The sequence below is a fragment of the Mycobacterium sp. NPDC003323 genome (assembly GCF_053589535.1).
The window spans coordinates 1-23,334 of sequence record NZ_JBSFSB010000030.1 but is presented as its reverse complement, the minus strand read 5'-3'; the positions used below and the strand labels follow the sequence as shown (position 1 = coordinate 23,334).

Annotated in this window: 23 protein-coding genes and 1 pseudogene; 18 read left to right on the top strand and 6 right to left on the bottom strand. The window is 65.6% G+C overall.

What is annotated here, in order from left to right; translation table 11 throughout:
• Together ACWDUN_RS29745 and ACWDUN_RS29740 are read left to right on the top strand one after the other, a co-directional pair.
• Positions 1 to 94 (top strand): annotated as a pseudogene (locus ACWDUN_RS29745) (DUF3237 domain-containing protein); the annotation flags it as partial.
• A gap of 52 nt (positions 95 to 146) precedes the next feature.
• Entirely contained in the window at positions 147 to 1,079 is a 933-nt protein-coding gene (locus ACWDUN_RS29740; RefSeq protein ID WP_449934477.1) for an alpha/beta hydrolase, read from the top strand.
• Positions 1,080 to 1,205: 126 nt separating this feature from the next.
• On the opposite strand, the gene ACWDUN_RS29735 is transcribed toward ACWDUN_RS29740, so the two are convergent.
• Positions 1,206 to 1,802: a TetR/AcrR family transcriptional regulator gene (locus tag ACWDUN_RS29735; RefSeq protein ID WP_449934475.1), complete on the bottom strand. Its 597-nt coding sequence runs from the start codon at positions 1,800 to 1,802 to the stop codon at positions 1,206 to 1,208.
• A gap of 113 nt (positions 1,803 to 1,915) precedes the next feature.
• Between ACWDUN_RS29735 and ACWDUN_RS29730 the strand changes: the two genes are divergently transcribed.
• From ACWDUN_RS29730 to ACWDUN_RS29715, 4 genes are all read left to right on the top strand, one after another.
• Positions 1,916 to 3,694, top strand: coding sequence for an acyl-CoA dehydrogenase (locus tag ACWDUN_RS29730; RefSeq protein WP_449934473.1), 1,779 nt, complete (start codon positions 1,916 to 1,918; stop codon positions 3,692 to 3,694).
• Between the two features lies 1 nt (position 3,695).
• Entirely contained in the window at positions 3,696 to 4,685 is a 990-nt protein-coding gene (locus tag ACWDUN_RS29725; RefSeq protein WP_449934471.1) for an NAD(P)H-dependent flavin oxidoreductase, read from the top strand.
• Positions 4,686 to 4,841: 156 nt separating this feature from the next.
• Complete coding sequence (locus tag ACWDUN_RS29720; protein WP_449934470.1) at positions 4,842 to 5,711, top strand: LLM class F420-dependent oxidoreductase; 870 nt, start codon at positions 4,842 to 4,844, stop codon at positions 5,709 to 5,711.
• Positions 5,712 to 6,131: 420 nt separating this feature from the next.
• On the top strand, positions 6,132 to 7,595 hold the full coding sequence (locus ACWDUN_RS29715) for a DUF222 domain-containing protein (RefSeq protein WP_449934467.1): 1,464 nt from the start codon (positions 6,132 to 6,134) through the stop codon (positions 7,593 to 7,595).
• Between the two features lie 170 nt (positions 7,596 to 7,765).
• Here the strand turns inward: ACWDUN_RS29715 and ACWDUN_RS29710 are convergent, their stop codons facing one another.
• Positions 7,766 to 8,959 carry an MFS transporter gene (locus tag ACWDUN_RS29710; RefSeq protein WP_449934465.1) on the bottom strand — a complete coding sequence of 398 codons (1,194 nt, stop codon included), beginning with the start codon at positions 8,957 to 8,959 and terminating at the stop codon, positions 7,766 to 7,768.
• A 145-nt stretch (positions 8,960 to 9,104) separates the two neighbouring features.
• On the opposite strand from ACWDUN_RS29710, the gene ACWDUN_RS29705 reads away from it, so the two are divergent.
• From ACWDUN_RS29705 to ACWDUN_RS29690, 4 genes are all read left to right on the top strand, one after another.
• Positions 9,105 to 9,554, top strand: coding sequence for a MarR family winged helix-turn-helix transcriptional regulator (locus ACWDUN_RS29705; RefSeq protein ID WP_449934463.1), 450 nt, complete (start codon positions 9,105 to 9,107; stop codon positions 9,552 to 9,554).
• A 257-nt stretch (positions 9,555 to 9,811) separates the two neighbouring features.
• The gene (locus ACWDUN_RS29700) at positions 9,812 to 11,623 is read left to right on the top strand and encodes a flavin-containing monooxygenase (protein ID WP_449934461.1); all 1,812 of its coding nucleotides are present in this window, start codon (positions 9,812 to 9,814) and stop codon (positions 11,621 to 11,623) included.
• Positions 11,620 to 12,198 (top strand): TetR/AcrR family transcriptional regulator, encoded by a 579-nt coding sequence (locus ACWDUN_RS29695; RefSeq protein WP_449934459.1) that lies wholly within the window; start codon positions 11,620 to 11,622, stop codon positions 12,196 to 12,198. The genes ACWDUN_RS29700 and ACWDUN_RS29695 overlap by 4 nt, the downstream gene beginning before the upstream one ends.
• Positions 12,199 to 12,218: 20 nt before the next feature.
• Positions 12,219 to 13,517 (top strand): NtaA/DmoA family FMN-dependent monooxygenase, encoded by a 1,299-nt coding sequence (locus tag ACWDUN_RS29690; RefSeq protein ID WP_449934457.1) that lies wholly within the window; start codon positions 12,219 to 12,221, stop codon positions 13,515 to 13,517.
• 3 nt (positions 13,518 to 13,520) lie between these two features.
• On the opposite strand, the gene ACWDUN_RS29685 is transcribed toward ACWDUN_RS29690, so the two are convergent.
• A complete protein-coding gene (locus ACWDUN_RS29685) occupies positions 13,521 to 14,207 on the bottom strand; it encodes a GAF and ANTAR domain-containing protein (RefSeq protein WP_449934455.1) in 687 nt (228 codons plus the stop codon).
• Positions 14,208 to 14,559: 352 nt separating this feature from the next.
• Between ACWDUN_RS29685 and ACWDUN_RS29680 the strand changes: the two genes are divergently transcribed.
• Together ACWDUN_RS29680 and ACWDUN_RS29675 are read left to right on the top strand one after the other, a co-directional pair.
• On the top strand, positions 14,560 to 15,474 hold the full coding sequence (locus ACWDUN_RS29680) for an MBL fold metallo-hydrolase (protein WP_449934454.1): 915 nt from the start codon (positions 14,560 to 14,562) through the stop codon (positions 15,472 to 15,474).
• Positions 15,475 to 15,837: 363 nt separating this feature from the next.
• A complete protein-coding gene (locus ACWDUN_RS29675; RefSeq protein WP_449934480.1) occupies positions 15,838 to 16,791 on the top strand; it encodes a helix-turn-helix transcriptional regulator in 954 nt (317 codons plus the stop codon).
• On the opposite strand, the gene ACWDUN_RS29670 is transcribed toward ACWDUN_RS29675, so the two are convergent.
• Complete coding sequence (locus ACWDUN_RS29670) at positions 16,788 to 17,477, bottom strand: GAF and ANTAR domain-containing protein (RefSeq protein WP_449934453.1); 690 nt, start codon at positions 17,475 to 17,477, stop codon at positions 16,788 to 16,790. The genes ACWDUN_RS29675 and ACWDUN_RS29670 overlap by 4 nt on opposite strands.
• Positions 17,478 to 17,909: 432 nt before the next feature.
• Here ACWDUN_RS29670 and ACWDUN_RS29665 point away from each other — a divergent pair, with 432 nt between their 5' ends.
• Genes ACWDUN_RS29665 through ACWDUN_RS29650 form a run of 4 tightly spaced genes read left to right on the top strand, consistent with a single transcriptional unit; the run spans position 17,910 to position 20,281 of the window.
• Positions 17,910 to 18,359: a hypothetical protein gene (locus tag ACWDUN_RS29665; protein WP_449934452.1), complete on the top strand. Its 450-nt coding sequence runs from the start codon at positions 17,910 to 17,912 to the stop codon at positions 18,357 to 18,359.
• Positions 18,359 to 19,588 carry an NRAMP family divalent metal transporter gene (locus ACWDUN_RS29660; RefSeq protein WP_449934450.1) on the top strand — a complete coding sequence of 410 codons (1,230 nt, stop codon included), beginning with the start codon at positions 18,359 to 18,361 and terminating at the stop codon, positions 19,586 to 19,588. Before ACWDUN_RS29665 ends, ACWDUN_RS29660 begins: the two co-directional genes overlap by 1 nt.
• Complete coding sequence (locus ACWDUN_RS29655) at positions 19,585 to 19,968, top strand: PRC-barrel domain-containing protein (protein WP_449934448.1); 384 nt, start codon at positions 19,585 to 19,587, stop codon at positions 19,966 to 19,968. Before ACWDUN_RS29660 ends, ACWDUN_RS29655 begins: the two co-directional genes overlap by 4 nt.
• Complete coding sequence (locus tag ACWDUN_RS29650) at positions 19,955 to 20,281, top strand: PRC-barrel domain-containing protein (protein WP_449934446.1); 327 nt, start codon at positions 19,955 to 19,957, stop codon at positions 20,279 to 20,281. Before ACWDUN_RS29655 ends, ACWDUN_RS29650 begins: the two co-directional genes overlap by 14 nt.
• A gap of 7 nt (positions 20,282 to 20,288) precedes the next feature.
• On the opposite strand, the gene ACWDUN_RS29645 is transcribed toward ACWDUN_RS29650, so the two are convergent.
• Entirely contained in the window at positions 20,289 to 20,984 is a 696-nt protein-coding gene (locus ACWDUN_RS29645) for a fumarylacetoacetate hydrolase family protein (RefSeq protein WP_449934445.1), read from the bottom strand.
• Between the two features lie 63 nt (positions 20,985 to 21,047).
• On the opposite strand from ACWDUN_RS29645, the gene ACWDUN_RS29640 reads away from it, so the two are divergent.
• Entirely contained in the window at positions 21,048 to 22,256 is a 1,209-nt protein-coding gene (locus tag ACWDUN_RS29640) for an NAD(P)/FAD-dependent oxidoreductase (protein WP_449934443.1), read from the top strand.
• 40 nt (positions 22,257 to 22,296) lie between these two features.
• Here ACWDUN_RS29640 and ACWDUN_RS29635 read toward each other — a convergent pair whose 3' ends face one another.
• Positions 22,297 to 22,656: an Rv2640c family ArsR-like transcriptional regulator gene (locus tag ACWDUN_RS29635; RefSeq protein WP_449934442.1), complete on the bottom strand. Its 360-nt coding sequence runs from the start codon at positions 22,654 to 22,656 to the stop codon at positions 22,297 to 22,299.
• Between the two features lie 100 nt (positions 22,657 to 22,756).
• Between ACWDUN_RS29635 and ACWDUN_RS29630 the strand changes: the two genes are divergently transcribed.
• Positions 22,757 to 23,179, top strand: coding sequence for an ArsI/CadI family heavy metal resistance metalloenzyme (locus tag ACWDUN_RS29630; RefSeq protein WP_449934440.1), 423 nt, complete (start codon positions 22,757 to 22,759; stop codon positions 23,177 to 23,179).
• Positions 23,180 to 23,334: the final 155 nt, after the last annotated feature.

The window sequence follows — 23,334 nt, the reverse complement described above, 5'->3', positions numbered from 1 at the left end:
ATACTCCTGGGTCAACCAAACCATCTTCGTCGGCCAGGGACGCATCCAACCCGGACCCGTCGTCGAATTCCAGGTCTCCCGAGTCGCACTGTGACAGGCACCGACTTCCGCGGCCCATCCGGGCCTTTCGATAGGCGACGTTGCATATGAGCGTGCTGCATCCTCAGGTCCAGCAACTGCTTGCAGCGATGTCCGACCGGCCGGCGCTTCAGCCGTGGGAGATGTCGATCGCGGCCTACCGGGAGGCTGGCGAGAAGCTGATTGCGTTGGCCGGTGACGTTGAGGAACGTTGCACCGTTGAGGATTTCACGATGCCGGTCCGGCACGGGTCGGTCGCAGCACGCAGCTACCGCCCAACCGCGGCCGGATCCGCGCTCCCGGGCGTTGTCTATCTGCACGGCGGGGCCTTCGTGCGCGGCAGTCTGGACACCCACGACCGAATGTGTCGGAAGCTCTGTGCGCGGGGCGAATTCATCGTCGTTTCCGTTGCCTATCGTCTGGCCCCGGAAGACCGGTTTCCCAGTGCACACCATGACGCGGCCGATGCCTTGTCGTGGGTCAGTGACCATGCCGATGAGCTCGGCATCGACGCCGACGCGCTCGCGATCGCCGGTGATTCGTCGGGAGGCGCACTGGCGGCAAGCGTTGCACTCGCCTCACGAGAACAGGGCCCTGCGATCAAAGCCCAGGGTTTACTGTGTCCTGCACTCGATGCCACGCTGAGCAGTAATTCCATCGAGCGGTACAGCGACGGCCCCTTCCTCACCCGGGCCGCGCTGGAATGGGCGTACGCCATGTACATACCGGAGATCGCCGACCGTTCTTCGACTCTCGCCTCACCCTTGCTGACGCAAAATCTGGCAGGCGCACCGCCTGCCGTGATTCTCAGCGCCCAGGTGGATCCCGTTGCCGACGACGCCGATCGCTACGGTAAACGGCTGGCTGCGGCAGGCGTCAAGGTCCGAGCTCACCACTACGAGGGCATGCCACATGCCTTTCCGTTGCTGGCGGGGGTGCTTGACGCCGGCGATCACGCCATCACGGTTCTTGCCGACGGGCTCGCGGCGTTGCTCATCTAGGTTGCTCAAAAGTTCGTGCCGGAATGTCGGCGGCTGATCGGGCACCCCGCCGGCGGAGAGCAATATCGCCTCACCGTGTTATCCGTCCGCGATAATCCCCACAGAGGGAAATCAACGGTGATGGTCTCAGCGCACCAATCGTTCGACAATATCGGCGTACACGGCGCCCAGTTTGGCGGGATCCCGATGCCGCCGCGAGGGGAACCACCGGCACACGTCGACACACAGCGATGAGATGGCCATGACAACTTCATCGACGGCGTCGACGTGGAACTCGCCGGCCGACACACCGCCGGTGACGATATCGGCCAGCAGCGTGTTCGTCTGGCGACGCAGTGCCGTGATGGCGCGCAGGTGCGCGGGAGTCAGACCATGCAACTCGTAGTGGACGACGCGGGCCTGTTTGCGATTCTCGGCGAGCCAGACCGTAAAGACGGCCACTACCGCCCTCAGCCGCTCGGTGTAGTTGGCCTCCACCGCATCAGCATTGTCGTTGGCGGCCCTCAGGGCTCCCAGCAAACTACTGTGCCCGTCCAGGGCGATGGCGTAGAGCAGCTCCTCCTTCGAGGCGTAATGCGGGTACATCGCCGTCGCGCTCATGTTCAACCGCTTCGCGATCTCGCGCGTCGAGCTGCCGCCGTAACCGGCCTCGGCAAACACCTCGATCGCGGCACGCCGAATCCGCTCGGCGGCGGAAGACACGGCGGAACGGTCTGCAGTCATAGCCAGCGCACTCTACAGCGTCGGCTTGACAAGCCGGAAGCGCCGTGCAACATTAGCGATCGCTAACTTTATTAGCGATCGCTAACATCGCATCGATGTGAAAGGGCGCTCGAATGTCCGAGTTCATCTCCCGTCGTGATATCGACTTCCTGCTGTACGAGTGGCTCGACGTGGCCGAGCTGACGAACCGCCAACGCTTCTCCGAGCACTCCCGCGATACCTTCGACGCGGTTCTCGATCTGTCCGCCGACATCGCCGACAAGTACTTCGCCCCGCACCGGAAAAAGGGAGATCAGGTCAAGCCCGCGGTAGGCCCTGACGGGACCGTCGTGCTGATCGACGAGATCAAGGAGGCGCTTGACGCCTTTCACCGGGCAGGTCTGCTCGCAGGCTCATTCGACGACACCGTGGGCGGGATGCAATTGCCTGCGGTTGTGGCCGAGGCGTCGATGCTGTTCTTCCGCGCCGCCAATCCCAGCACCACCGCCTACCTGTTCCTGACTCTCGGGAACGCGAACCTGCTTGTCGAGTACGGGTCTTCGGAGTACATCGACTCCTGGGTTCGGCCGATGCTCGAAGGCCGGTACTTCGGAACGATGTGTCTCTCCGAGCCCGACGCCGGGTCGTCTCTGGCGGATATCAAGACCAAGGCCACCCCCGCCGATGACGGCACCTACCGCATCACCGGGACCAAGATGTGGGTGACCGGCGGTGACCACGAATTGTCGGAGAACATCGTGCATCTCGTTCTCGCCAAGGTCCCCGGCGGCGGCCCCGGAGTCAAAGGCATCTCCTTGTTCGTCGTACCGAAATACCTCGCCGACGGCACCCGCAACGATGTGGCACTCGTCGCGCTCAACCACAAGATGGGCAATCACGCCACCACAAACGCTCTGCTGAACTTCGGCGACGGGACCCACCGGCCGGCCGCCGACGACGCGGGTGCCATCGGTTACCTGGTCGGTGACGAGCACAAGGGTTTGGCGTACATGTTCCACATGATGAACGAGGCCCGGGTGGCGGTCGGTCTGCAGGCGACCGCGATCGGTTACGCCGGGTACAGCGCCTCCGTCAGATACGCCAAGGAGCGCATCCAAGGTCGTACAGTCGACGGCAAGGATCCGGTCCGGCCGGTCGTGCCGATCATCGAGCACGCCGATGTCAAGCGGATGCTGCTGGCTCAGAAGTCCTATGTCGAAGGCGCGCTCGCGCTCGGCCTTTACTGCACCCGCCTGGTCGACGAACAACGCACCGGCAACGACACCGACCGCGCACGAGCACACCTTCTACTCGAGGTGCTGACTCCCATCGCCAAGAGCTGGCCGTCACAGTGGTGCCTCGAGGCCAACAACTTGGCCATCCAGGTGCACGGAGGCTACGGCTACTCCACCGACTTCGACGTCGAGCAGGGCTATCGCGACAACCGGCTCAACGCCATCCATGAGGGAACACATGGCATTCACGGCCTGGACCTGCTCGGCCGTAAGGTTGTGATGCAGGACGGCGCCGGTCTCACGCTGTTGACCGAGCGGATTCACGCCACCATCGACAGAGCAGGTGCACACGGTGCCGCAGCGCAGTACGCCGCGGCGCTGCAAGAAGCGGTGCAGCGGCTGACCGAAGTCACCGCCGCACTGTGGTCGGCGGGCGATGTCGCCGTGACGCTTGCCAATTCGACCTTGTACCTGGAAGCCACCGGGCACATCGTGATGTCGTGGATCTGGTTGGAACAGTTGCTCGCTGCCGGCGACAAGACCGGTGACTTCTACGACGGTAAGCGCGCCGCGTGCCACTACTTCTTCACCTACGAACTGCCCAAGGTGGGACCGCAGTTCGACCTGCTGTTCCGCCTTGACCGGTCCCCCATCGACGCACAGCCGAGCTGGTTCTGATATGCCGCTGCCTGCCGCGCTCCTCGGTAACCTCGCGCTTCCCGTCGTCGCCGCGCCGATGTTCATCAGCTCGGGGCCCGAGTTGGTGATCGCACAATGCACAGCCGGCATCGTGGGATCGTTCCCCGCCCTCAACGCCCGCCCGGCTCCTGTCCTGCGCGAATGGTTGCAGCGCATCACCGCAGCACTCGCCGAGCACAAGGCCGCGCACCCGGAACTGCCGACCGCCCCGTACGCGGTCAATCAGATCGTGCACCGCTCAAACGATCGGCTCGACGAGGATGTGCAGGCCTGCATCGATTTCCGGGTCCCGATCATCATCACCTCGCTGGGCGCACGCCCGGATATCAACGCTGCCATCCACTCGTACGGCGGGTTGGTGTTCCACGATGTCATCAACAATGAGTTCGCCCGCAAAGCCATCGACAAGGGTGCGGACGGGCTGATCGCCGTCGCAGCGGGCGCCGGCGGCCACGCCGGGACCATCTCGCCGTTCGCCTTGGTACAGGAGATCCGAGCGTGGTTCGACGGTCCGCTGCTGCTGTCCGGCGCAATCGGGCACGGCCGCTCGATTCTGGCCGCCCAAGCCGCCGGCGCTGATCTCGCGTACATCGGATCTGCCTTCCTTGCCACCCACGAAGCCGATGCCGCCCCCGCGTACAAGGACATGCTCGCCGCCAGCACTTCGGCGGATATCGTGTACACGAACCTGTTCACCGGTGTGCACGGCAACTACCTGCGAGGATCGATCACCGCCGCCGGCCTCGACCCCGACAATCTGCCCGTGTCGGAACCTTCGGCGATGAACTTCGGCTCGGGCGGAAACATCGACGCCAAGGCGTGGAGAGACATCTGGGGCGCCGGACAAGGCATCGCGACGATCAGCGCCACACTGCCCACGTCCGCGTTGGTGGCTCGACTCCGCCGCGAGTACGACACCGCGATGGCCGACCTGGTGGCCCCGGCGTCCATCATTCGGGCGACCGAGTGAGGACAGGTCCGGCACCGCAGCGCGGTCGCATGGAATCTCCGGACTTGCGAAACACATTGCCTGCTAAATCTTTCCGCAGATACGTTTCGACGAACACGTTGTCCACGGATGATGGAAACCGGAATACTGCTGAGCACAGAGCAGGTTGACTGAGTCATGACGAAACCTGACCTGGGGAACTTCGGTGTTTTCGGTCTCTTCCAGCAGTGGAAACAACTTTCGGCCACCCAACTGCGGGATATCGAGGCACTCGGCTACGGTGCCATCTGGGCAGGCGGATCGCCGCCGGCCGAACTCGATTGGGTTGAGTCGTTGCTGGAGCCGACCGAAAAGATCACGGTCGCAACGGGCATCGTCAACATCTGGTCAGCCACCGCCGGCGCGGTCGCCGAGTCGTTTCACCGCATCGAGGCGGCACATCCCGGGCGGTTCCTGCTCGGGATCGGGGTCGGGCACCCCGAGCTGGTCACCGAATACAAGAAGCCCTACGACGCGCTCACCGAATACCTGGACAAGCTCGACGAGTACGGCGTGCCGAAGGATCGTCGCATCGTCGCCGCGCTCGGCCCGCAGGTACTCAAACTAGCCGCGCGCCGAAGCGCAGGGGCCCATCCCTACCTCACCACCCCGGAACACACCGCCCGGGCGCGCGCCCTTATCGGTCCGGATGCGTTCCTCGCCCCGGAACACAAGGTGGTACTCAACACCGCCGACGAACGTTCGCGCGAGGTCACCGCGGCGCACGCTCGAGCCGTCGGGCGCGACCACCTCGGCGTCTACCTGCACGGGACCAACTACGTGAACAACTGGAAGCGGCTCGGGTTCACCGACTCTGATGTCACCGCGCCCGGAAGCGATGCCCTGATCGACGCGCTGATCGCGTACGGCCGCACCGATGCCATCGCTGCCCGGCTCAAGGAACATCTCGCCGCGGGCGCCGACCACGTCCCCGTGCAAGTTCTGACCGACCCCGACGAGCTGGTTCCCGCTCTCGCCGAACTGGCCGGCCATCTCGGGCTCAGCTGATTCCGGAATCCGCAACCACGACCACGACCATCGCTCAGCCTTCCGGAAGTCGTCATGAACTCGCCGCCACGACGATGACGCCGGTTCGGATGCACGGTCGAGCACCAGCGCGTCGATCCCCGCAGGTGGCGCATTTGACGGGCCACGGCGAAGCCGCACGGGCTCGCGCCGAGGCCGACGGTGTGCTCGTCGGTCTCACTCGACGCTCGCACGCAGTCCGTCCTGTGTGTCTCTCCCGGCACGAGACAGCCACTCCCGTCGGCTTCAGATTTCCACACATTCCTCGGCGGCCGGCCGACAGGAGTTTATCTCGGCGCCGGCTGGCGAACCAATCTGTGGCGATGAAATAAGTTCTGCCCCTTTGGTTTCATCAGTCACATCGCCGCCGAAATTGTCAGTGGTAGCACGTATGTTCGAATCATGACATCGGATCTGGCTGCTGCGGTCGCCGCCTACACCAAAGGTGTGGACGCGCTGCTGGCTGCCGATGTCGATGCCTGTTCGCACCGCGATCTGCTTGCCGCGTTCGCCGATGTCGAAGAGACCACCCACCGAGTACCGATGGTCGAATACGCGATCCTGGCCCGCCTCCAACGCGAAGCCGGTCCGGCCGAGTTGGGTGCGACCTCATGGACGAAACTGCTGAGCCTGCGCACCCGAATGAGTAAGGGCCGCGCCCTGAAACTGCTCGCCCGCGCCACACAGCTGGCACCGCGGCGAACACTACAGGGGCAGGACATGGCACCCGAGTGGGAGCACGTCGCGTCAGCACTGACCCGCGGCGCCTTCGGAGACGAGCACGTCGAGGTGATCCGCAAGTTTTTCGACGCGTTGCCGGCCACGGTGGATCCGATCACCCGCTCCCAGGCTGAACAATCCCTGGTCGAGGCTGCCGCCGAGCTCGACCCACACTCGTTGACCGTCCTGGCGATCCGCCTGCTGGCATTGCTGCACCCCGACGGAGACGAACCCGCCGACGCCGCCGCCCGCAAAGCGGGCCTGCACCTGGGCTCCCAACAACCCGACGGCCTGAGCTACCTTTCGGGGTGGGTCACCCCGAAACTGCGGGCCCTGATCGAACCCGTCCTCGCCAAGTTCAATGAACGCGGCCGCCACCCCGGACGTCAACCCGAGGCCGAACCCGTAGACACCGAACCCAATCTGTTCGACGACACCGAACCCACAGACGCCGAACCGGAACCTGAAACCGTGCCCAATGACGGCACCGGTGCGGACAATTCGATCACCCCACCAGCGCCCGCCCCGCTGCTGGATCCCCAGTGGCGCACCAAGTCTCAGTACCTCCACGACGCCGTCGAAGCCGCCTTCGACCTGCTGCTGCGCTCCCAGACCTTGGGCCGGCTCAACGGATTACCGACCACGGTGGTGGTCACCACGACCTTGCAGGAACTGCAGGCCGGTGCCGGGTACGCGGTCACCGGCGGCGGCTCCTTGCTCCCGATGCGCGATCTGATCGCGATGGCCGCCGCCGGGGCGTACCACTACCTGGCGGTGTTCGACGGCCACACGTCTATGGCCCTGCACCTCGGGCGGGCTCAGCGTTGTGCCACCGGGGCGCAGAAACTCATGTTGTTCGGCCGCGAGCGGGGCTGCACCTGTCCCGGCTGCGACGCGGCGTTCTATGACACCCAGGCACACCACGGCGAGGCGGACTGGAAGCACGACGGTCAGACCAACGTCGACGACCTGACCCTGGCCTGCCGCCCAGCCAACCAAATGATCGAGGACACCGGCTGGACCACCCGACGCCGCTCCGACGGCCGGTTCGAATGGATCGATCCCACCACCGGCCGAGCCCACCTCAACAACCTGCACCACCCCGAACACCACCTCAGACCCCTGGAAGACGATCTCCCTCCGTAGCGTGGGCTCCACCGACCATCCCGCGCCGGCCGGCCTCCTCCAGCACGCTTTCGGAGTGACTGCGCACCGACACCGGCCGGGTTGCCATGCGCTGTCACGACCGCGCTGAAGCCTTTGAACGGATGACGTGCTAATAACGGCATCGGCGACCCCTGGCGGCGTCGCGGCGCTCATCGGACTGCAGCCACTGAAACATTCTGTGCTGGTTCAGGTTCTGAGAGACCACGCCGATCCAAGGCAGTGGCGCCCAGAAGGACGACGAGTCCGACTGCGGTGATCGCCGCGCCCACCCAGATCGTCGAGGTGAATCCAAGACCCGCGGCGATGGTCACGCCGCCGAGCCAGGCCCCGAAGGCGTTGCCGATGTTGAACGCGGCGATGTTGGCGCCGGAGGCAAGGGTGGGCGCGCCGGCCGCGTAGTTCATGATGCGCATCTGCAGTCCCGGCACCGTCGCAAAACCGAAGGTACCCATCAGGAAAAGTGCAATCACGGCGATCGGCTGATGATCCGCCCCGATCGAGTATCCGAGAAGCACGAGCGTCAGTAGCCCGAGCGCCCACGCAAGGGTGCGGGTCAGAGCGCGGTCGGCTGCTTTGGCGCCGAGGAGGTTTCCGACCAACGACCCGACACCGAAGAGAATGAGCAGCCAGGGAATCGTCGTGGACGCGAACCCGCCGACTTCGGTCAGCGTGAACGCACTGTAGGTGAACGCACCGAACACTCCGCCGAAACCCAGGATGGTGATGACGATCGACAACCACACCTGGGGGTGCCGGAACGCCGCGAGCTCGCCCCGCAAATGGGCACTGCGGTCCCGCCCGATGTTTGGCACCAGAAGGGCGATGCCGACCATTGCGGCGATACCGATGGCGGTGATTGCCCAGAAGGTGGAGCGCCAGCCGAGCTGCTGACCGAGCAGCGTACCCAACGGCACGCCAAGCACATTCGCAAATGTCAGGCCGGCGAACATCACTGCGATTGCGCTGGCGCGTTTTTCTGCTGCGACCAGGTTCGCAGCGACGACGGACCCGATCCCGAAGAATGCTCCATGACAGAGGGCAGCCACGATGCGGCCCGCCAGCATGAAGCCGTAGGTGGGCGCCAGTGCGCACATCAGGTTGCCGAGGATGAACAACACCATCAGGCTGAGCAGCACCCGCTTTCGGTCGAACCGGGTGACGACGGCCGTCAGCAGGATGGCCCCCACGGCGACCGACAGGGCATAACCGGAGATCAGATAGCCCGCCACCGGCTCACTGACGGCGAAATCGGCCGCGACCTCGGGCATGAGCCCGGCGATGACGAACTCTGTCAGTCCGATACCGAAGCCCCCGATGGCCAGGGCAAAGAGTGCGAGCGGCACGATGTAACCTTCCAATTTTTCTAGGTGCGTGCGCATTTATAACGCGTCTGCACTAGTTGCATACGCCTGCTATTACAGTTGCATACGCGGGATATCCGCGCAAGCTGGTAACCTGTGGGTCAGCTCATGATTGCGGGAGGCGCTGGTGGGAATTGCCGACGATGCGGTCGAGATCCGCGCCCGCGGATGGCGCACGCTGGCCGCATTGCACGGCCTACTCGACGCCGACCTGGAGCGTGCACTGCAACGCGACCATGGATTGTCCGTCGTGGAGTACACAGTGCTGGACGCCCTTGATCGCCAGGACGGCTGGCACATGCGCATGGCCCAGCTGGCCCGCGCAGCCGCACTCAGCAGCAGCGCAGCAACACGCCTGGTCAACCGCTTGGAGCAGCGCGGATTGCTGGCGCGCTTCCTGTGCGATGACGACCGTCGCGGGATTTACACCGAGCTCACCGACGCCGGGCGCGCGTTGCTCGCCGCAGCACGGCCCCTGCACGACAGCACGTTGAAGTCGTCGCTGGAGCAGGCCCGCGAGATTCCCGAACTGGCTCCGCTGGTGCACGCCTTGGGGGATCTGCACGCAGCTACATAGCTGCGCAGCTGATGACGATCGACGCCTGAGTCGGAGTGGCAGACAGGAGCGGTGCGATCCGAGGCTCAGTGCTGGCTCACCGACGATCGGCCGTTTCTCGTTCTGCCGAACAACTCGATCTACACCCCGCGTGATCGCGACTATTTGCGCAACGCCCGCAGCAACAGCGTTTCCCTTTACAGCCGACGCGCATTCTGTAACCATGACACCCCATACGTTCACTGGACACCCCGTCCAGCGAGATGGGAGCGTCGCCGATGTCACCGGGCCCTCAGCCACCGGAGTACGACGCCGCTTGGGTGCGTGCCAAGTACGACGCCGAACGCGCCAAACGACTCAAAGCCGCAGGCGTCGGCCAGTACGTCGAGGTCACCGCGGACTTCTCCCATTACGCCGATGACCCCTACACCGAGCGCCTCGAACGCACACCCCTCCAAGAGCACACCACGGTCCTGATCATCGGCGGCGGGCTGGGCAGCCTGATCGCCGCAGCCCGTCTGATCGAGGACGGCATCACCGACATCCGTGTCGTCGACACCGCCGGCGACTTCGGCGGCACCTGGTACTGGAACCGCTACCCCGGCGTGCAATGCGATATCGAGTCCTACATCTATCTGCCGCTGCTCGAAGAACTGAACTACATCCCCACCGAGCGCTACGCCCACGGCCCGGAGATCCGAAATCACCTGCAGGCCATCGCCTGCCACTACGGCCTGTACCGCAACGCAATGCTACAGACCACCGTCACCGGCATGGCATGGAACGAAGCCGAAAAGCACTGGGAGATAAGCACCGACCGCCATGACCGCCTTACTGCGAACTTGGTCGCCGTCTCCCCTGGGTCGTTGACCCGGCCGAAACTGCCCGGCATCCCCGGCATCAACGACTTCCGCGGCCACACCTTCCACACCAGCCGCTGGGACTACGCCTACACCGGCGGCGACGAAACCGGCGGGCTTACCAGACTGCACGACAAGCGCGTCGGCATCATCGGCACCGGCGCCACCGGGCTGCAGTGCATCCCGCACCTCGGCCGCAACGCCGAGCACCTCTACGTCTTCCAGCGCACCCCCAGCACCGTCGCCGAACGTGGTAACCGACCGACCGACCCGACATGGGCACAGAGCCTGCAGCCCGGGTGGCAGCGCGAGCGGATGGAGAACTTCACCCGCGTCACCTGCGGAGTCGAGACGGAGCTCGACCTGACCGATGACGGCTGGACCCGCAACGCGCTGGAACTCACCGATCCCGCCGTGGTTCGCGAAACCGAAAGGCTCGGCAGGGACATGACACCCGATGAGGTCGCCGAATTCCTGTACCGCGCCGACTACGAGGTGATGGAACGGCTGCGTAACCGCATCACCGACACCGTCACCGACCCGCAGACCGCCGAAGCGCTCAAACCCTGGTTCAAACTGATGTGCAAACGACCCGGTTACCACGACGACTACCTGCCGACCTTCAACCGGAACAACGTGACGCTCGTCGACACCGACGGCCGCGGCGTCGAACGGTTCACCGAGGATGCCGCCGTCGTCGACGGCGTCGAATACGAACTCGACGCGCTGATCTTCGCCACCGGGTTCGAGGTCGGCACCGAATTCACCCGCCGCCTCGGCTTCGAGATCACCGGCCGTGACGACACGAAACTCAGCGACAAGTGGGCCAAGGGCATGCGTACCCTGCACGGTCTGCAGACACACGGGTTCCCCAACTGCTTCTTCCTCGGCTACACCCAATCCGGGGTCTCGCCCAACTACACCCATACCGCCGAGGAACGCGCGCGCCACTTCGCCTACCTCGTCACGACCTGGACGCAACGCAACGCACAGACCATCGAGGCCACCGCCGAGGCCGAGGAGCAATGGTTGCACGCCATGACCGAATCGACGGTGACGCCGAAGATGTTCTTCGAGGACTGCACCCCGAGCTATCTCAGTTCTGAGGGTGCGCAGGACAATCCGCACGGGATGCTGTCGACCAACTTCGGCGGCAAACCCACCGAGTTCTTCGACATGCTGGCCGCCTGGCGCGCCGACGGACGCCTGACCGGGGTGACGCTGGCATGACCGTGAAACTCACCATGCGCGATCGGCACCGCATCCTGACCCGCGAACACATCCAGACCGCTGCGTTGGAGGCGTTCGCCGAGCGCGGCTATGTCGCGGTGACCATCGACGATATCGTCACGCGCGCCGGTATCGGTCGGGCCACCTTCTACCTGCACTATGACAGCAAGGCCGCCGTGCTGCGCGAACTGCGCGACAGCCGGATGGCGGTGTGGCAGCAGCAGGACGCGCCGAAGGGCGGACCGCGGGCGCGCCCATCGATTCGCGCCTTCTTCGAGAAGGTCGTCGACTTCTACACCACCGCCCCCGAGCTCTACACCGCGCTGCACCAGGCCCGCGCGGCCGACCCGGACTTCGCGGCGGCGCACCGGATCACCATGGAAGACAATGTCAAAGAGTGGATCCGTGCCGAGGCCATGCCCGGTGCCACCAAGGACCAGATCCGACTGGCCGTCGCCATGATGTACACCATGGTCGACTCCTTCATGCACCTGTGGCTGGTCGACGGCTGGCGGCTGAACCGTGACGCCGCCATCGACGCCATGACCGATGCCCTGCACGCCACCATGCGTTGAACCCACGACAGGAACACGATATGACCGAAAAGCGGTATCTGCACCTGAATCTGGTGGCCAACGACCTCAACCTGCATCAGGGCGCCTACAAGTACGAACAGGCACACGGCATCCCCGAGCGCAGCGCGTTCGCCCGTCTGATCGAGTACGGGAAGTTCGGCGACGAGGGACTGTTCACTGCGCTGTTCGTCGGAGACATCCCCGGCCTCAACGGCTCCCCCGCCTTCGACGGCGGACCGGCCGAACCCATCACCGCGCTGACTGCCATCTCCCAGCACACCACCCACGTCGGCCTGATCGCCACCGCGTCGACGACGTTCTACGACCCGTACAACCTGGCCCGCCTGCTGGCCTCGCTGGACCAGGCCAGCGACGGCCGCGCCGGGTACAACGCCGTCACCTCGGTGATCGACCAATTCGCTCTCAATTACAGCCTGACCGCACACCTGGACCGCGAGCGGCGCTATCAGCGCGCCGACGAGTTCCTCGACGTGCTGCGCGCGCTGTGGGACAACCGCGACCTGCGCCGCGACCCCGATGGGCTGACTCGGTTCTACGCGGACCCGATCAATCACCAGGGCAACCTCTTTCAGGTCACCGGCCCGCTGAACATCGCGCCCAGCCGGCAGGGCCGGCCGCTCATCGCGCAGGCCGGCGGCTCGGGTGCCGGCATCCGGGTGGCCGCCAAGCACGCCGAGATGGTGTTCACCAACTCCTCGACCCGCGACAGCGCCGCCGACTATCGGGCGAACCTGGACAAGGCGCTGATCGACCAGGGCCGCGCCCCCGGTTCGGTGCCGGCCATCCCTGGCCTCATCCCGTATGTCGGCCGCACCGCCGCCGAAGCCGAGGAGCGATTGCGCGAGCTCGACAGCCAGGTGGATTGGGCACCGATCGCCCCGTTCGCGTTGGGCCAGTTCGGTATCGAGATCCGCTTCGACGACATCGACGATCCGTTCCCGACCGCGGCGCTGCCGGCGCCGGCCGATGTCGAGAAGACCATCAAGAGCACATTCGGTAACTACGTCGGGCTGCACAACTGGATTCAGGAGCGTCCCGGCGTCACGGTGCGCGACGTCGTCGCGCAGGCGGTCGGCCGCGGCGGCGCCACCCACCGCAAGTTCGTCGGCTCTTATGACGACCTGGTGGAGGACTTCGCGGCCTGGCATGCCGACGGCACCGTCGGCGGCTTCAACTTGATGTTTTCCGCCGGCGCGCAGTCCATCCGGGAGTTCATCGACGAGGTGGTGCCCAGGTTGATCGACCGCGGGATCTACCGCGGCACCCCGCATGACCGGCCACTACGCGAGCGCTTCTGAGCGTCAGGAGTCGACGGTGATCGAGGTGACCACCTGATCGGCGATGTCGATGAGCTTGGTATTGGATTCCTGGGAGAGCTTGATCAAGAGCTGAAACGCGGTCGGCGCGTCGACATGCAAGCGTTCCATGATGATGCCCTTGGCCTGGCCGATGACATCGCGGCTGGCCAGCGCGTGGGTGAACTGATGCTCGGCTTCGGCCCCGAACAGCGCGACCGACGCGTGCTGGGCCACGATGGCGCCGATGTATACGGAGTCGTCGGCGAACACCCCGGGCTCGCCGCCGTACAGATTCAGTGCGCCCAGGTTCTGCTGCAGCACGAACAGCTGGAATGACAGCAGGCTGTGCGCGCCGAGCTCGCTGGCGGCGGCGGCGAATCTCGGCCAGCGCGTCTCGGCCGCCATATCGTCGATCAGGACGGTGTGGTGCTCGCGCAACGCACTCAGACAGGGTCCCTCGTTGAGTTCGCCCTGCAGGATGTCGAGCTTGGCCACCACCGGGTCGCTGGGCGCCCGCGGTTCGACGGTGCGCCCTTCGATCAGCGATATCCCCGCCCATTTGGTCCCCGGCACGATGTCCACCGCACCCTTGACGACGGACTCGAGAGTGGATTCGGTGTCGCCCTGATTTTGCATGGTGATGGCCAGGTCCCCCAGGACCTGGGCCAGATCGCTCCCCCGAACGTCCATGAATCGAAGATAGCCCGCAAACGAAGCCGGTCACCACCGCCATCGGCGCTCCAGACATTCAGCATCGGCGAATGTTCTTGCAGCCGAGAGTGGTTCTGCACAAGATCGGCAATCGCTGCGTCCGTCCAACCACTGCGACACCGAGGACATTTCGCCCCCGTAGGCCTTCCTCAGAAAACTCCTTAGGCGCCCAAAAAGGGTTCGTCGCTGACCGGGCGCACCGGAATTGACGCGCGCGTTGGAGTTTCGCAAATCGGTTCATCCGAACCGGGATGACTGGCTCGATCGGGCGGCGTTCGACCCGGCAGAAGGGGCAGCCCGCACCTTCGCTGGGTTATCAGGAGAACACATCATGAGCGTGGACAACATTGCACGGATCGACCGGTCGGGACTCGATGAGCTGGTGCCATCGCGCTATGCGCTGCAAGTGGGCGATATCGAGGTGATGGTCATCAGTGACGGCGTCCTGCCGATCACCGCCTCGACGATGGCCACCAACGCCGAGCCGGCCGAATACTCGGCGTGGCTGAAGGACATGTTCCTGCCGCCGGAGATCCTGGACTGGCCGCTGAACGTGGCGGTGGTGCGCAGCGGCGGCAAGACCATCCTGATCGACTCGGGTCTGGGCACCGAGTTCCCGGACTTCCCGCGCGCCGGGCAGCTGGGCATGCGTTTGGCGGCCGCCGGCATCGAACCGTCGACGGTGACCGACGTCGTGCTGACCCACCTGCACATGGACCATATCGGCGGCCTGCTGGTCGACGGCCTGCGCAACAAGCTGCGCCCCGATCTTCGGGTGCACGTGGCCACCGCCGAGGCCGAGTTCTGGGAGGCGCCGGACTTCACCAAGACCGTCATGCCCGCGGCCATTCCCCCGGTGCTGCGGCAGACCGCCGCACAGTTCCTGGACCTCTACCGTGGGCAGCTGCGGACCTACGAGAACGAGTACGAAGTCGCTCCCGGTGTGCTGCTGCGTCGCACCGGCGGGCACACCCCGGGCCACAGCATCGTGCGTATCGAGTCGCGCGGCGAAGCGCTGACGTTCGCCGGCGACGCGGTGTTCCAGCCGGGATTCGACAACCCGGAATGGCAGAACGGGTTCGAACATGATCCCGAGGAATCCGCGCGCGTCCGCATCAAGCTGCTGGGCGAGCTCGCCGCCAGCGGTGAGCAGCTGGTGGCGACCCATCTGCCGTTCCCGTCCGTCTGCCATGTCGCCGTGGCCGGCGGGGCATTCCGATTCGTTCCGGCGGTTTGGGACTACTGAACTCCCACCCTCCGGCACCCGGCGCACCCGGGTGCCGGAGGATCTGCTCCGTCCGTTTTGCGAACATCGGTTTCGACCCCCGCAACAGCGGGGTACAGGCGAAGCATCGGGCGCGACCAGCGCCGGTTCCACAACTTGGAGGTGCCGATCGTGATCCCCTTTATCTGCACGACATGCGGCCAGTTCGACATCGATTCGGCCGAGTGCTCATCTTGCGCCCCGGGCGCCGGCGAACGGGCCGCGATGGATGCGCGCGACGTGGCCTGACCACGCATGATCTGCGCAACGTGGATAGGAGAATGAGGGTTCGCCGCCGCGCCCAGGCCTAGCATTTTCCTTCCACGAGTGGGACGGGTGACGACGATGCAGGATCTGGACTTCGAGAGCAGCGACCTCGGCGAGACCGAGGAATTCCTGGGTCGTGCGTACACCAAGATGAGTATCGGCGGCCACGGTGAACGGTCACATACCCGTATCACGCGGCGCGTGCTGGGCCCGATCGGCATCGACGATCTGACATACGACTACGCGATGAACTACGACGCCGACCCGTTGCGCCGCATCGTGTTGTGCGAGGTTCACAGCGGCCGGATCGAAGAGGATTTCATCGGCGAGCCCACCGACATCTTCGGCCCTGGCGATCTCGCCTTGCTCAGCCCGCCCGACCTGCCGTATTCGGGCCGAGTGTGCGCCGCTTCCTTCAACTTGACCGTCTTCGACACCGACCTGCTGAACCGCGTCGCCGCGACCGCGCCGGGACGCCGTCCGGAGCCGGTGAAGCTGACCGGACACCGTCCGGTTTCCGATGCCGCCAAGACACGCTTCAGCACCCTGATTCGATACCTCCGCGACCATGTTCTCAACGACGACCAGGCCCGCAACTCACCATTGATCGTCAACTCCGCGGCCACCCATCTGGCCGCGGCGACGTTGCAGGCGTTTCCGAACAACGCTGCACTCGAACCCACCGCCACGGATCGTCGCGACGCCGAGAAGCCGGCGCTGCTGCGCCGCGCGATGGCATTCATCGATGACAACGCTCAACGCGATATCGCCCTGGCCGATATCGCCGACGCGGTCTACCTGACACCGCGCGCGGTGCAGTACATGTTCCGCCGACACCTTGATTGCACGCCCACCGACTATCTGCGCCGAGTTCGCCTCCACCGTGCCCATCAGGAGTTGGCGGCCGCCGCACCGCATGAGACGACGGTCGGCGCAGTGGCCAAGCGGTGGGGATTCGCGCACAGTGGACGGTTCGCGGTGTCCTACCGGCAGGCCTTCGGCCAATCACCGCTGTCCACTCTGCGCGGTTAACCCGCCTCTTGGCCCGCCCGCGGATGCGTCAGGGTGACAACGCTTTCGGCAACGGCCGCGAGTTTGACGTTGTTCTCCTGCGACATCCGCTTGAGGAGTTCGAAAGCCGCCATGGCGTCGATGCCGAAGCGCTCCATGAGCATTCCCTTGGCCTGGCCGATGATGTCGCGGGAGTCCAGCGCCGAGCTGAACTGTTCTTCGCGGAGCCGCACATTCCAGGCCATGGTGGCGTGCGCGGCCAGCGCCAGCGCCAGTTCGGCGGATTCGTCGTCGAAGGCGTCGGGCGCATCCGCCTGAAAGTGCAAGGCGGCCAGTTGCGGTTCGACGCCGACCAGCTGCACGCAAAGGATCGACCGCACCGGTGTCCGCGACATCAACGCACGACGGAATGCGGGCCACCGCTCATCGCTGTGGACATCATCGATTCGCACCACCTCGTGTCCGCGCGCCGCCACGAAACACGGTCCCTCACCGATTTCGTGATGCACCACGTCCAAGAGCGTCGCCAAGCGGTGCGTCGGCCCCAGCGACGTCACGGTGTCGTCTTCTTCCAGCACGGTGATGCCGGCATACTGCGCGGACGGCATCAGCGCCACGGCCTCGACGTTGATGGCCAGCATGGCCTCGGCGACATCGACGGGGTCGTCACCGGGCGGCGAATCAGCGAGTTCCGCCAGGCGTTTCATGACGGCGGCATCCGCCAACAATGGCCGGGTCGCACCCGACTGACCATCCGTGGTGCCGGCGTGCGGGTCGGTCAATCGCGGCATCCTTTCGCGGCCTGGGCGGCGGACAGCCGCGACGACGATGGATGAACATTGCCACCGAGTCGCCGGGGCGTCCAAACGGACGACGATCCCGCCGATCAGACCCGGATGACCCGAAACATACTGTGAGACAATCTCTTTGCGCATATCTGCGAAAGCGGGTTTTCGCTCGGCGCACCCGCGACACCACGAACCCTTCGTTTTGCGACTCCGGCTTCACCTGGGCGTTTGCCGTTGCAAGCGCGGGGTAACCTCTGTTGACGTCGCGGCGTGACCGGCAGTCGCACTGGGCGTCTGGGTCTCGCGCACAAGGGAGACAGCGATGCTCCATGCGCTCGACGGGTGCCGTCGATGACCGGCACCCGGATACGTCTGGTTCTGATACCGCTGGCGCTGGCCGCGCTGCTGCTGTTCATCCTCACCAGCTGTCCGTCCAACCGCGACGGTACGCCCGGCCAACTGGCGTCCGCCCTGGACGAGACGACCTCGGCCGCCCAATCCGGGGCGCTGGCGTTGGATCTGTGGCAACGCGGGCGCTCCTCGCAGCATCTGGCCGCCGTACAACTTTCCGATGCCCGCGACGAGGTGGCCAACAGCTACGGCGGGATCTCCGTACTGCGCGTCGAGGATCCGGTGGACCTGGCTCGCCAGGCACTGCTCATCGACGTGATGACCGAGGTGATCGCCACGCTGAACCGGTCCAACGCCGCCGTCCGCGGTCTGCCCGACAGCGGTGAGATCCCCGCACTGCGGGCGGCCTTGCTGGACGCGACCGCCGCGCTGGAGCGTGAGTACCGCTGATGAAGAAGCTCTTCGCCGTCGCCCTCGGGGTGCTCACCGCCATCGGCGGGTTCCTCGATATCGGCGATATGGTCACGAACGCGGTGGTGGGCTCACGCTTCGGGCTGGCCTTGGCCTGGGTGGTCCCCGTCGGCGTCATCGGTATCTGTCTCTATGCCAATATGGCCGGCCGTGTCGCCGCCGTCAGCGGACATGCGACGTTCGAGATCATCCGGGAACGGCTCGGCCCACGCGTGGCTGCTGCGAATCTGGGTGCGTCGTTCTTCATCAATCTGATGACGGTCACCGCCGAGATCGGCGGTGTCGCCCTGGCCCTGCAGCTGGCCACCGATGTCGGCCCACTGCTGTGGATCCCCGTGGCCGCCTTCGCCATCTGGATCGTGATCTGGCGGGTCCGGTTCACCGTGATGGAGAACGTGACCGGGATCCTCGGTCTGTGCCTGATCGTGTTCGCCGTCAGCGTCTTTCTGCTGCAACCGAACTGGACCGACCTCGCCGATCAGGCGTCCACACCGGTGATCCCGGAGACCGAATCCGCGGCGACCTACTGGTACTTCGCCATCGCCCTGTTCGGCGCCGCGATGACACCGTACGAGGTGTTCTTCTTCTCTTCCGGCGCGATCGAAGAGCGCTGGACGGTCGAGGATCTCGGCAAATCACGACTGAACGTACTGGTGGGTTTCCCGTTGGGTGGGTTGCTGTCCATCGCGATCGCGGCGTGCGCGGCGATCGTGCTGATGCCCGCCGGCATCAGCGTCACCTCGCTGTCGCAGATCACCATGCCGGTGGTCGAGGCCGGTGGGAAGCTGGCGCTGGCCTTTGTCATCATCGGTATCGTGGCCGCGACGTTCGGTGCGGCACTGGAGACGACGCTGTCCTCCGGTTACACCGTGGCGCAGTACTTCGGATGGGCGTGGGGCAAGTTCCGCAGGCCCGCCGAGGCCGCCCGCTTCCACACCCTGATGTTCGTGGCGATCTTCGCCTGCAGCGCCGTGCTTTTCACCGGGATCGATCCGATTCTGGTGACCGAGTACTCCGTGGTGTTCTCGGCCATCGCGCTGCCGTTGACCTACCTGCCCATCCTGATTGTCGCCAACGATCCGGGCTATATGGGCAAGTACGTCAACGGCCGCATCATCAACGTGCTGGCCTCGATCTACCTGGTCATCATCCTGGCCGCCTCGCTGGCGGCCATTCCCCTCATGATCGTCACCGGAGCAGGCCAATGACCGACACCGATCTGCCCGACGCCCCGCAACCGGCCGGTGCCCGGCTGCTCGACGCCCGGCTGCATCTGCTGGACCGCCAGATCCTCGATGCCGAGGGTGAACCCGTCGGCATCGTCGACGATCTGGAGATCGACGAGGGCGGCGACGCCGAGCCGGTGATCACCATGATCCTCACCGGTCAGGTGTTGTTCACCCGCATCTTCGGCGGGAAGCCACCGCGCGATCAGCTTCAGGAACTGCCGTGGCGGCTGGTCGACCGGATCGGCACATCGATCCATCTGCGCCCCGGCGCCGACACCGATGACGGTCGCTGGGTCGAGCACTGGTTGCGCGACCACATCATCGGAGGTATCCCCGGAGGCCGCCATGCAACTGAGTGATCTACTCGGGGTGCGCGTGCGGGATCAGACGGGCCGACGGCTGGGCACCGTGACCGACGTGCGACTCGTCGTTCCCGACGGTGCAGGAGAGCCCGCGGTGTTCGGTCTGGTGATCAGTCCCCGCACGGCATCGTCGTACCTCGGTTACGAACGCTCACAGGTGCGGCGGCCCGCGCTGCTGGCCGCCGTGTCGCGGTGGCGCCACCGCGGCACCTTCCTGGCGCTGTGGGCCGACCTGCAGACCGTGCGAGCCGACGGCATCACGATACGCGAGGGTTATCGGCGCTATTCGCCGGCGCTGCGCACGCAGTGATACCGGCTCAGCGGACGACGAACGACAGCTCGCCGATCCCGTCGATACCGCCACGCACCCGCTGGCCACGGGCGATGGCGCCGACACCGGCCGGAGTGCCCGTCATGATGAGATCGCCCGCCGCCAGGGTGACCGAGCGTGACAGGTGGGCGATGACATCGGCCACCGGCCAGATCTGGTCGGCCAGATCGCCCTGCTGGCGCGGCTCGTCATCGACGGTGATCCAGATGCGCCCTTTGCCGGGATCGACCGACGCCGCCGGTACCAATTCCGACACCGGACCGGAGCCGTCGAAACCCTTGGACAGATCCCACGGCCGACGCATCGCCTTGGCCTGGTCCTGCAGATCGCGGCGGGTCAGATCCACCCCCACGGCATAACCGAAGACGTGCTGCAGCGCGGTGTCCGGGTCGATATCGGCGCCACCGCCGCCCAAGGCCACGACGAGTTCGATCTCGTGGTGCAGGTTGTCGGTCTGCGGCGGGTACGGCACCTCATGAGCCGAACCGCCGCCGTAACCCTCGGCGGCCGTGAAGACGGCATCGGCGGGTTTGGTGAAGTAGAACGGCGGTTCGCGATCGGGGTCGGCCCCCATCTCGCGGGCATGGTCGGCGTAGTTGCGGCCCACGCAATAGACCCGGCGCACCGGAAAGCGCTCGGAGGACCCGGCGATGGCAAGAGTGGTCGTATCGATCGCAAACATCACGGTCAGCCTATCGGTGTGGGCCGCCGGTTACCCGGCGCGGTCACCGGGTAACCGGCGACCATGAATCAGGACGCCCCCGACGCCCCGTCGTCGTTCGATGTCGTGATCATCGGTGGCGGCAACGCCGGGATCAGTGCCGCGGCGCGACTCCTGCGCCGCGGCGTCACGAGCGTCGCCGTCGTCGAACCGCAGACGGTGCACACCTACCGGCCGCTGCTGTCCTACGTCGGTGCCGGGCAGGCCACCCGCCGTGCCGCCGAGCGCACCCAGCGCTCGGTCACCCCGTCGGGATGCACCTGGGTGCAGGACAGTGCGGTCACCGTCGATCCCGCCGAGCAGGTGGTGCATTGCGCACAGGGCGCAACTCTCGGTTACCGCGACCTCATCCTTGCACCCGGCCTTGAGGTCGACCACGACGAACTGCCCGGCATCGCCGCGGCACTGGACACCGACTCGGTGGCGAGCAATTACCTGAACCGGGCCGACAAGACCTGGCGACTGGTCGAGGCGACCCCGGACGGCGGTCGGGCGGTCTTCACCGTGCCGCGTCCTCCGGTCAGCTGCACCGGCACCACCATCAAGCCGCTGTTTCTGGCGGCGGCGCACTGGAAGCGCCTCCGCCGCCGGGTGCAGATCACGTTGGTGGTGGATCGGCGGGCTCTGATGGGGATCGACACACTGGACGGCAGGCTGTGTCGGTACCTCGGGGAGCTCGGCGTCGAGACCCAGTTCGGCGCCCCGGTCACCGCACTGCACCCCGAGCAACGCGAGCTGAGCATCGCCACCGCGGACGGCGGGAATCGCCGGCTCGGCTACGACATGCTGCACCTGGTGCCACCGTTCCGCGGTCCGCGGTGGCTGTTTGATTCAGGGTTGGCGGGCAACACTTCTCACGGCCTGATCGATATCGATCCGCAGACTTTGCGGCACCGCGTGCACGACAACGTCTGGGCCGCCGGCGATGCGGCTGCCGTCCAGACCGATCCCTCCGGGGGCGCGTTGCGCCGTCAGATCGCGGTGCTGGTGGACAATCTGATCGCCGTCCGGCGCGGCAGCCCGACGACCGCGACCTACGACGGTTACACCGTGGCGCCCATCGCCACCGACGCCCATGACCTGATCGCCGCCGAGTTCGACCGCACCGGCGCCCCGGCGTCGTCGCTGCCGTCCTTCCTCGATCCGTTCAAGCCGCGCCGCAGCGCGTGGGCTTTCGACAGATACGGGCTGCCGCAGATGTACTGGAATTTTATCCTCAAGGGCCGACTGTGACGCCAATCCCTGCTTCGCAGAACGGGTCTGAGCGTCGAACTCACCGGCAGCAGTTCGGATCGAGCACCGTGCACAACGCCTGCATGGCTTCCGGGCGCACTCGGTGGAACATGTTCATCCCGCGCCGTTCCGAAACGACCAGACCTGCTTTCCGGAGCTGGGTCAGGTGGTGGCTCACCGTGGATTCGGTGAGGCCCAGCGACGCGGCCAGATCACCGCTGTTGTGCTCGCCCACCGGGGACGAGAAGAGCTGCGACATCAGCTTCACCCGGGCCGGGTCGGCGAGCGCCTTGAGACGCAACGCCACGTTGAGGGCATCGTCATCACTCATCGGGCCGGCGGCCACCGGTGCACAGCACACCGGGGCGGACATGTCGATGACGGGCAGCGCCTTGGGCATGAGAACAGTGTGCCAGAAAGATTGACATATATCTAAAAGGTGGGCATCCTGTGCTCAGCGCGTTGTTTCGATATATGTCCAACAACCAAGGAGGTGCGCCATGTCCCGCGTCCAACTGGCACTCAACGTCGACGACCTCGATGAGGCAATCGCGTTCTACAGCAAGCTTTTCAACACCACTCCCGCCAAGGTCAAACCCGGTTACGCCAACTTCGCCGTCGCCGAGCCCCCGCTCAAGCTCGTGCTGCTGGAGAACCCCGGCCAGGGTGGCACCCTCAATCACCTCGGCGTGGAGGTCGCCTCCAGCCAGGCCGTGCATGCCGAGATCGCCCGCCTCAGCGGCGAGGGATTGTTCACCGACGAGGAGATCGGCACCACGTGCTGCTTCGCGACCCAGGACAAGGTGTGGGTGAGCGGGCCGGACGGTGAGAAGTGGGAGGTCTACACGGTGCTGGCCGACTCGGACACCTTCGGCTCGAGCCCGCGCCAAGCCGATGAGGCCGCCGAGGCGTGCTGCCGCTGATCCAGGAGCGCACCCGGCGCGGACTTGCCGACGACATCGATGACTGTCAATATCGATGGATGTCGAATTCATCCGCAGGCGCTCCCCCTCCGGATGCCTGCTGCGCGCCGGGTGCGCTGCTGCGCGAGCCACTGACAGCCGCCGAGGCCACCGAC

Bases quoted from the DNA above. Each gene is read 5' to 3' on its own strand.
- ACWDUN_RS29740 (WP_449934477.1), top strand. From the start codon at position 147: ATGAGCGTGCTGCATCCTCAGGTCCAGCAACTGCTTGCAGCGATGTCC.
- ACWDUN_RS29735 (WP_449934475.1), bottom strand. From the start codon at position 1,802: ATGACTGCAGACCGTTCCGCCGTGTCTTCCGCCGCCGAGCGGATTCGG.
- ACWDUN_RS29730 (WP_449934473.1), top strand. From the start codon at position 1,916: ATGTCCGAGTTCATCTCCCGTCGTGATATCGACTTCCTGCTGTACGAG.
- ACWDUN_RS29725 (WP_449934471.1), top strand. From the start codon at position 3,696: ATGCCGCTGCCTGCCGCGCTCCTCGGTAACCTCGCGCTTCCCGTCGTC.
- ACWDUN_RS29720 (WP_449934470.1), top strand. From the start codon at position 4,842: ATGACGAAACCTGACCTGGGGAACTTCGGTGTTTTCGGTCTCTTCCAG.
- ACWDUN_RS29715 (WP_449934467.1), top strand. From the start codon at position 6,132: ATGACATCGGATCTGGCTGCTGCGGTCGCCGCCTACACCAAAGGTGTG.
- ACWDUN_RS29700 (WP_449934461.1), top strand. From the start codon at position 9,812: ATGTCACCGGGCCCTCAGCCACCGGAGTACGACGCCGCTTGGGTGCGT.
- ACWDUN_RS29695 (WP_449934459.1), top strand. From the start codon at position 11,620: ATGACCGTGAAACTCACCATGCGCGATCGGCACCGCATCCTGACCCGC.
- ACWDUN_RS29690 (WP_449934457.1), top strand. From the start codon at position 12,219: ATGACCGAAAAGCGGTATCTGCACCTGAATCTGGTGGCCAACGACCTC.
- ACWDUN_RS29685 (WP_449934455.1), bottom strand. From the start codon at position 14,207: ATGGACGTTCGGGGGAGCGATCTGGCCCAGGTCCTGGGGGACCTGGCC.
- ACWDUN_RS29680 (WP_449934454.1), top strand. From the start codon at position 14,560: ATGAGCGTGGACAACATTGCACGGATCGACCGGTCGGGACTCGATGAG.
- ACWDUN_RS29675 (WP_449934480.1), top strand. From the start codon at position 15,838: ATGCAGGATCTGGACTTCGAGAGCAGCGACCTCGGCGAGACCGAGGAA.
- ACWDUN_RS29670 (WP_449934453.1), bottom strand. From the start codon at position 17,477: ATGAAACGCCTGGCGGAACTCGCTGATTCGCCGCCCGGTGACGACCCC.
- ACWDUN_RS29665 (WP_449934452.1), top strand. From the start codon at position 17,910: ATGACCGGCACCCGGATACGTCTGGTTCTGATACCGCTGGCGCTGGCC.
- ACWDUN_RS29660 (WP_449934450.1), top strand. From the start codon at position 18,359: ATGAAGAAGCTCTTCGCCGTCGCCCTCGGGGTGCTCACCGCCATCGGC.
- ACWDUN_RS29655 (WP_449934448.1), top strand. From the start codon at position 19,585: ATGACCGACACCGATCTGCCCGACGCCCCGCAACCGGCCGGTGCCCGG.
- ACWDUN_RS29650 (WP_449934446.1), top strand. From the start codon at position 19,955: ATGCAACTGAGTGATCTACTCGGGGTGCGCGTGCGGGATCAGACGGGC.
- ACWDUN_RS29645 (WP_449934445.1), bottom strand. From the start codon at position 20,984: ATGTTTGCGATCGATACGACCACTCTTGCCATCGCCGGGTCCTCCGAG.
- ACWDUN_RS29640 (WP_449934443.1), top strand. From the start codon at position 21,048: ATGAATCAGGACGCCCCCGACGCCCCGTCGTCGTTCGATGTCGTGATC.
- ACWDUN_RS29635 (WP_449934442.1), bottom strand. From the start codon at position 22,656: ATGCCCAAGGCGCTGCCCGTCATCGACATGTCCGCCCCGGTGTGCTGT.
- ACWDUN_RS29630 (WP_449934440.1), top strand. From the start codon at position 22,757: ATGTCCCGCGTCCAACTGGCACTCAACGTCGACGACCTCGATGAGGCA.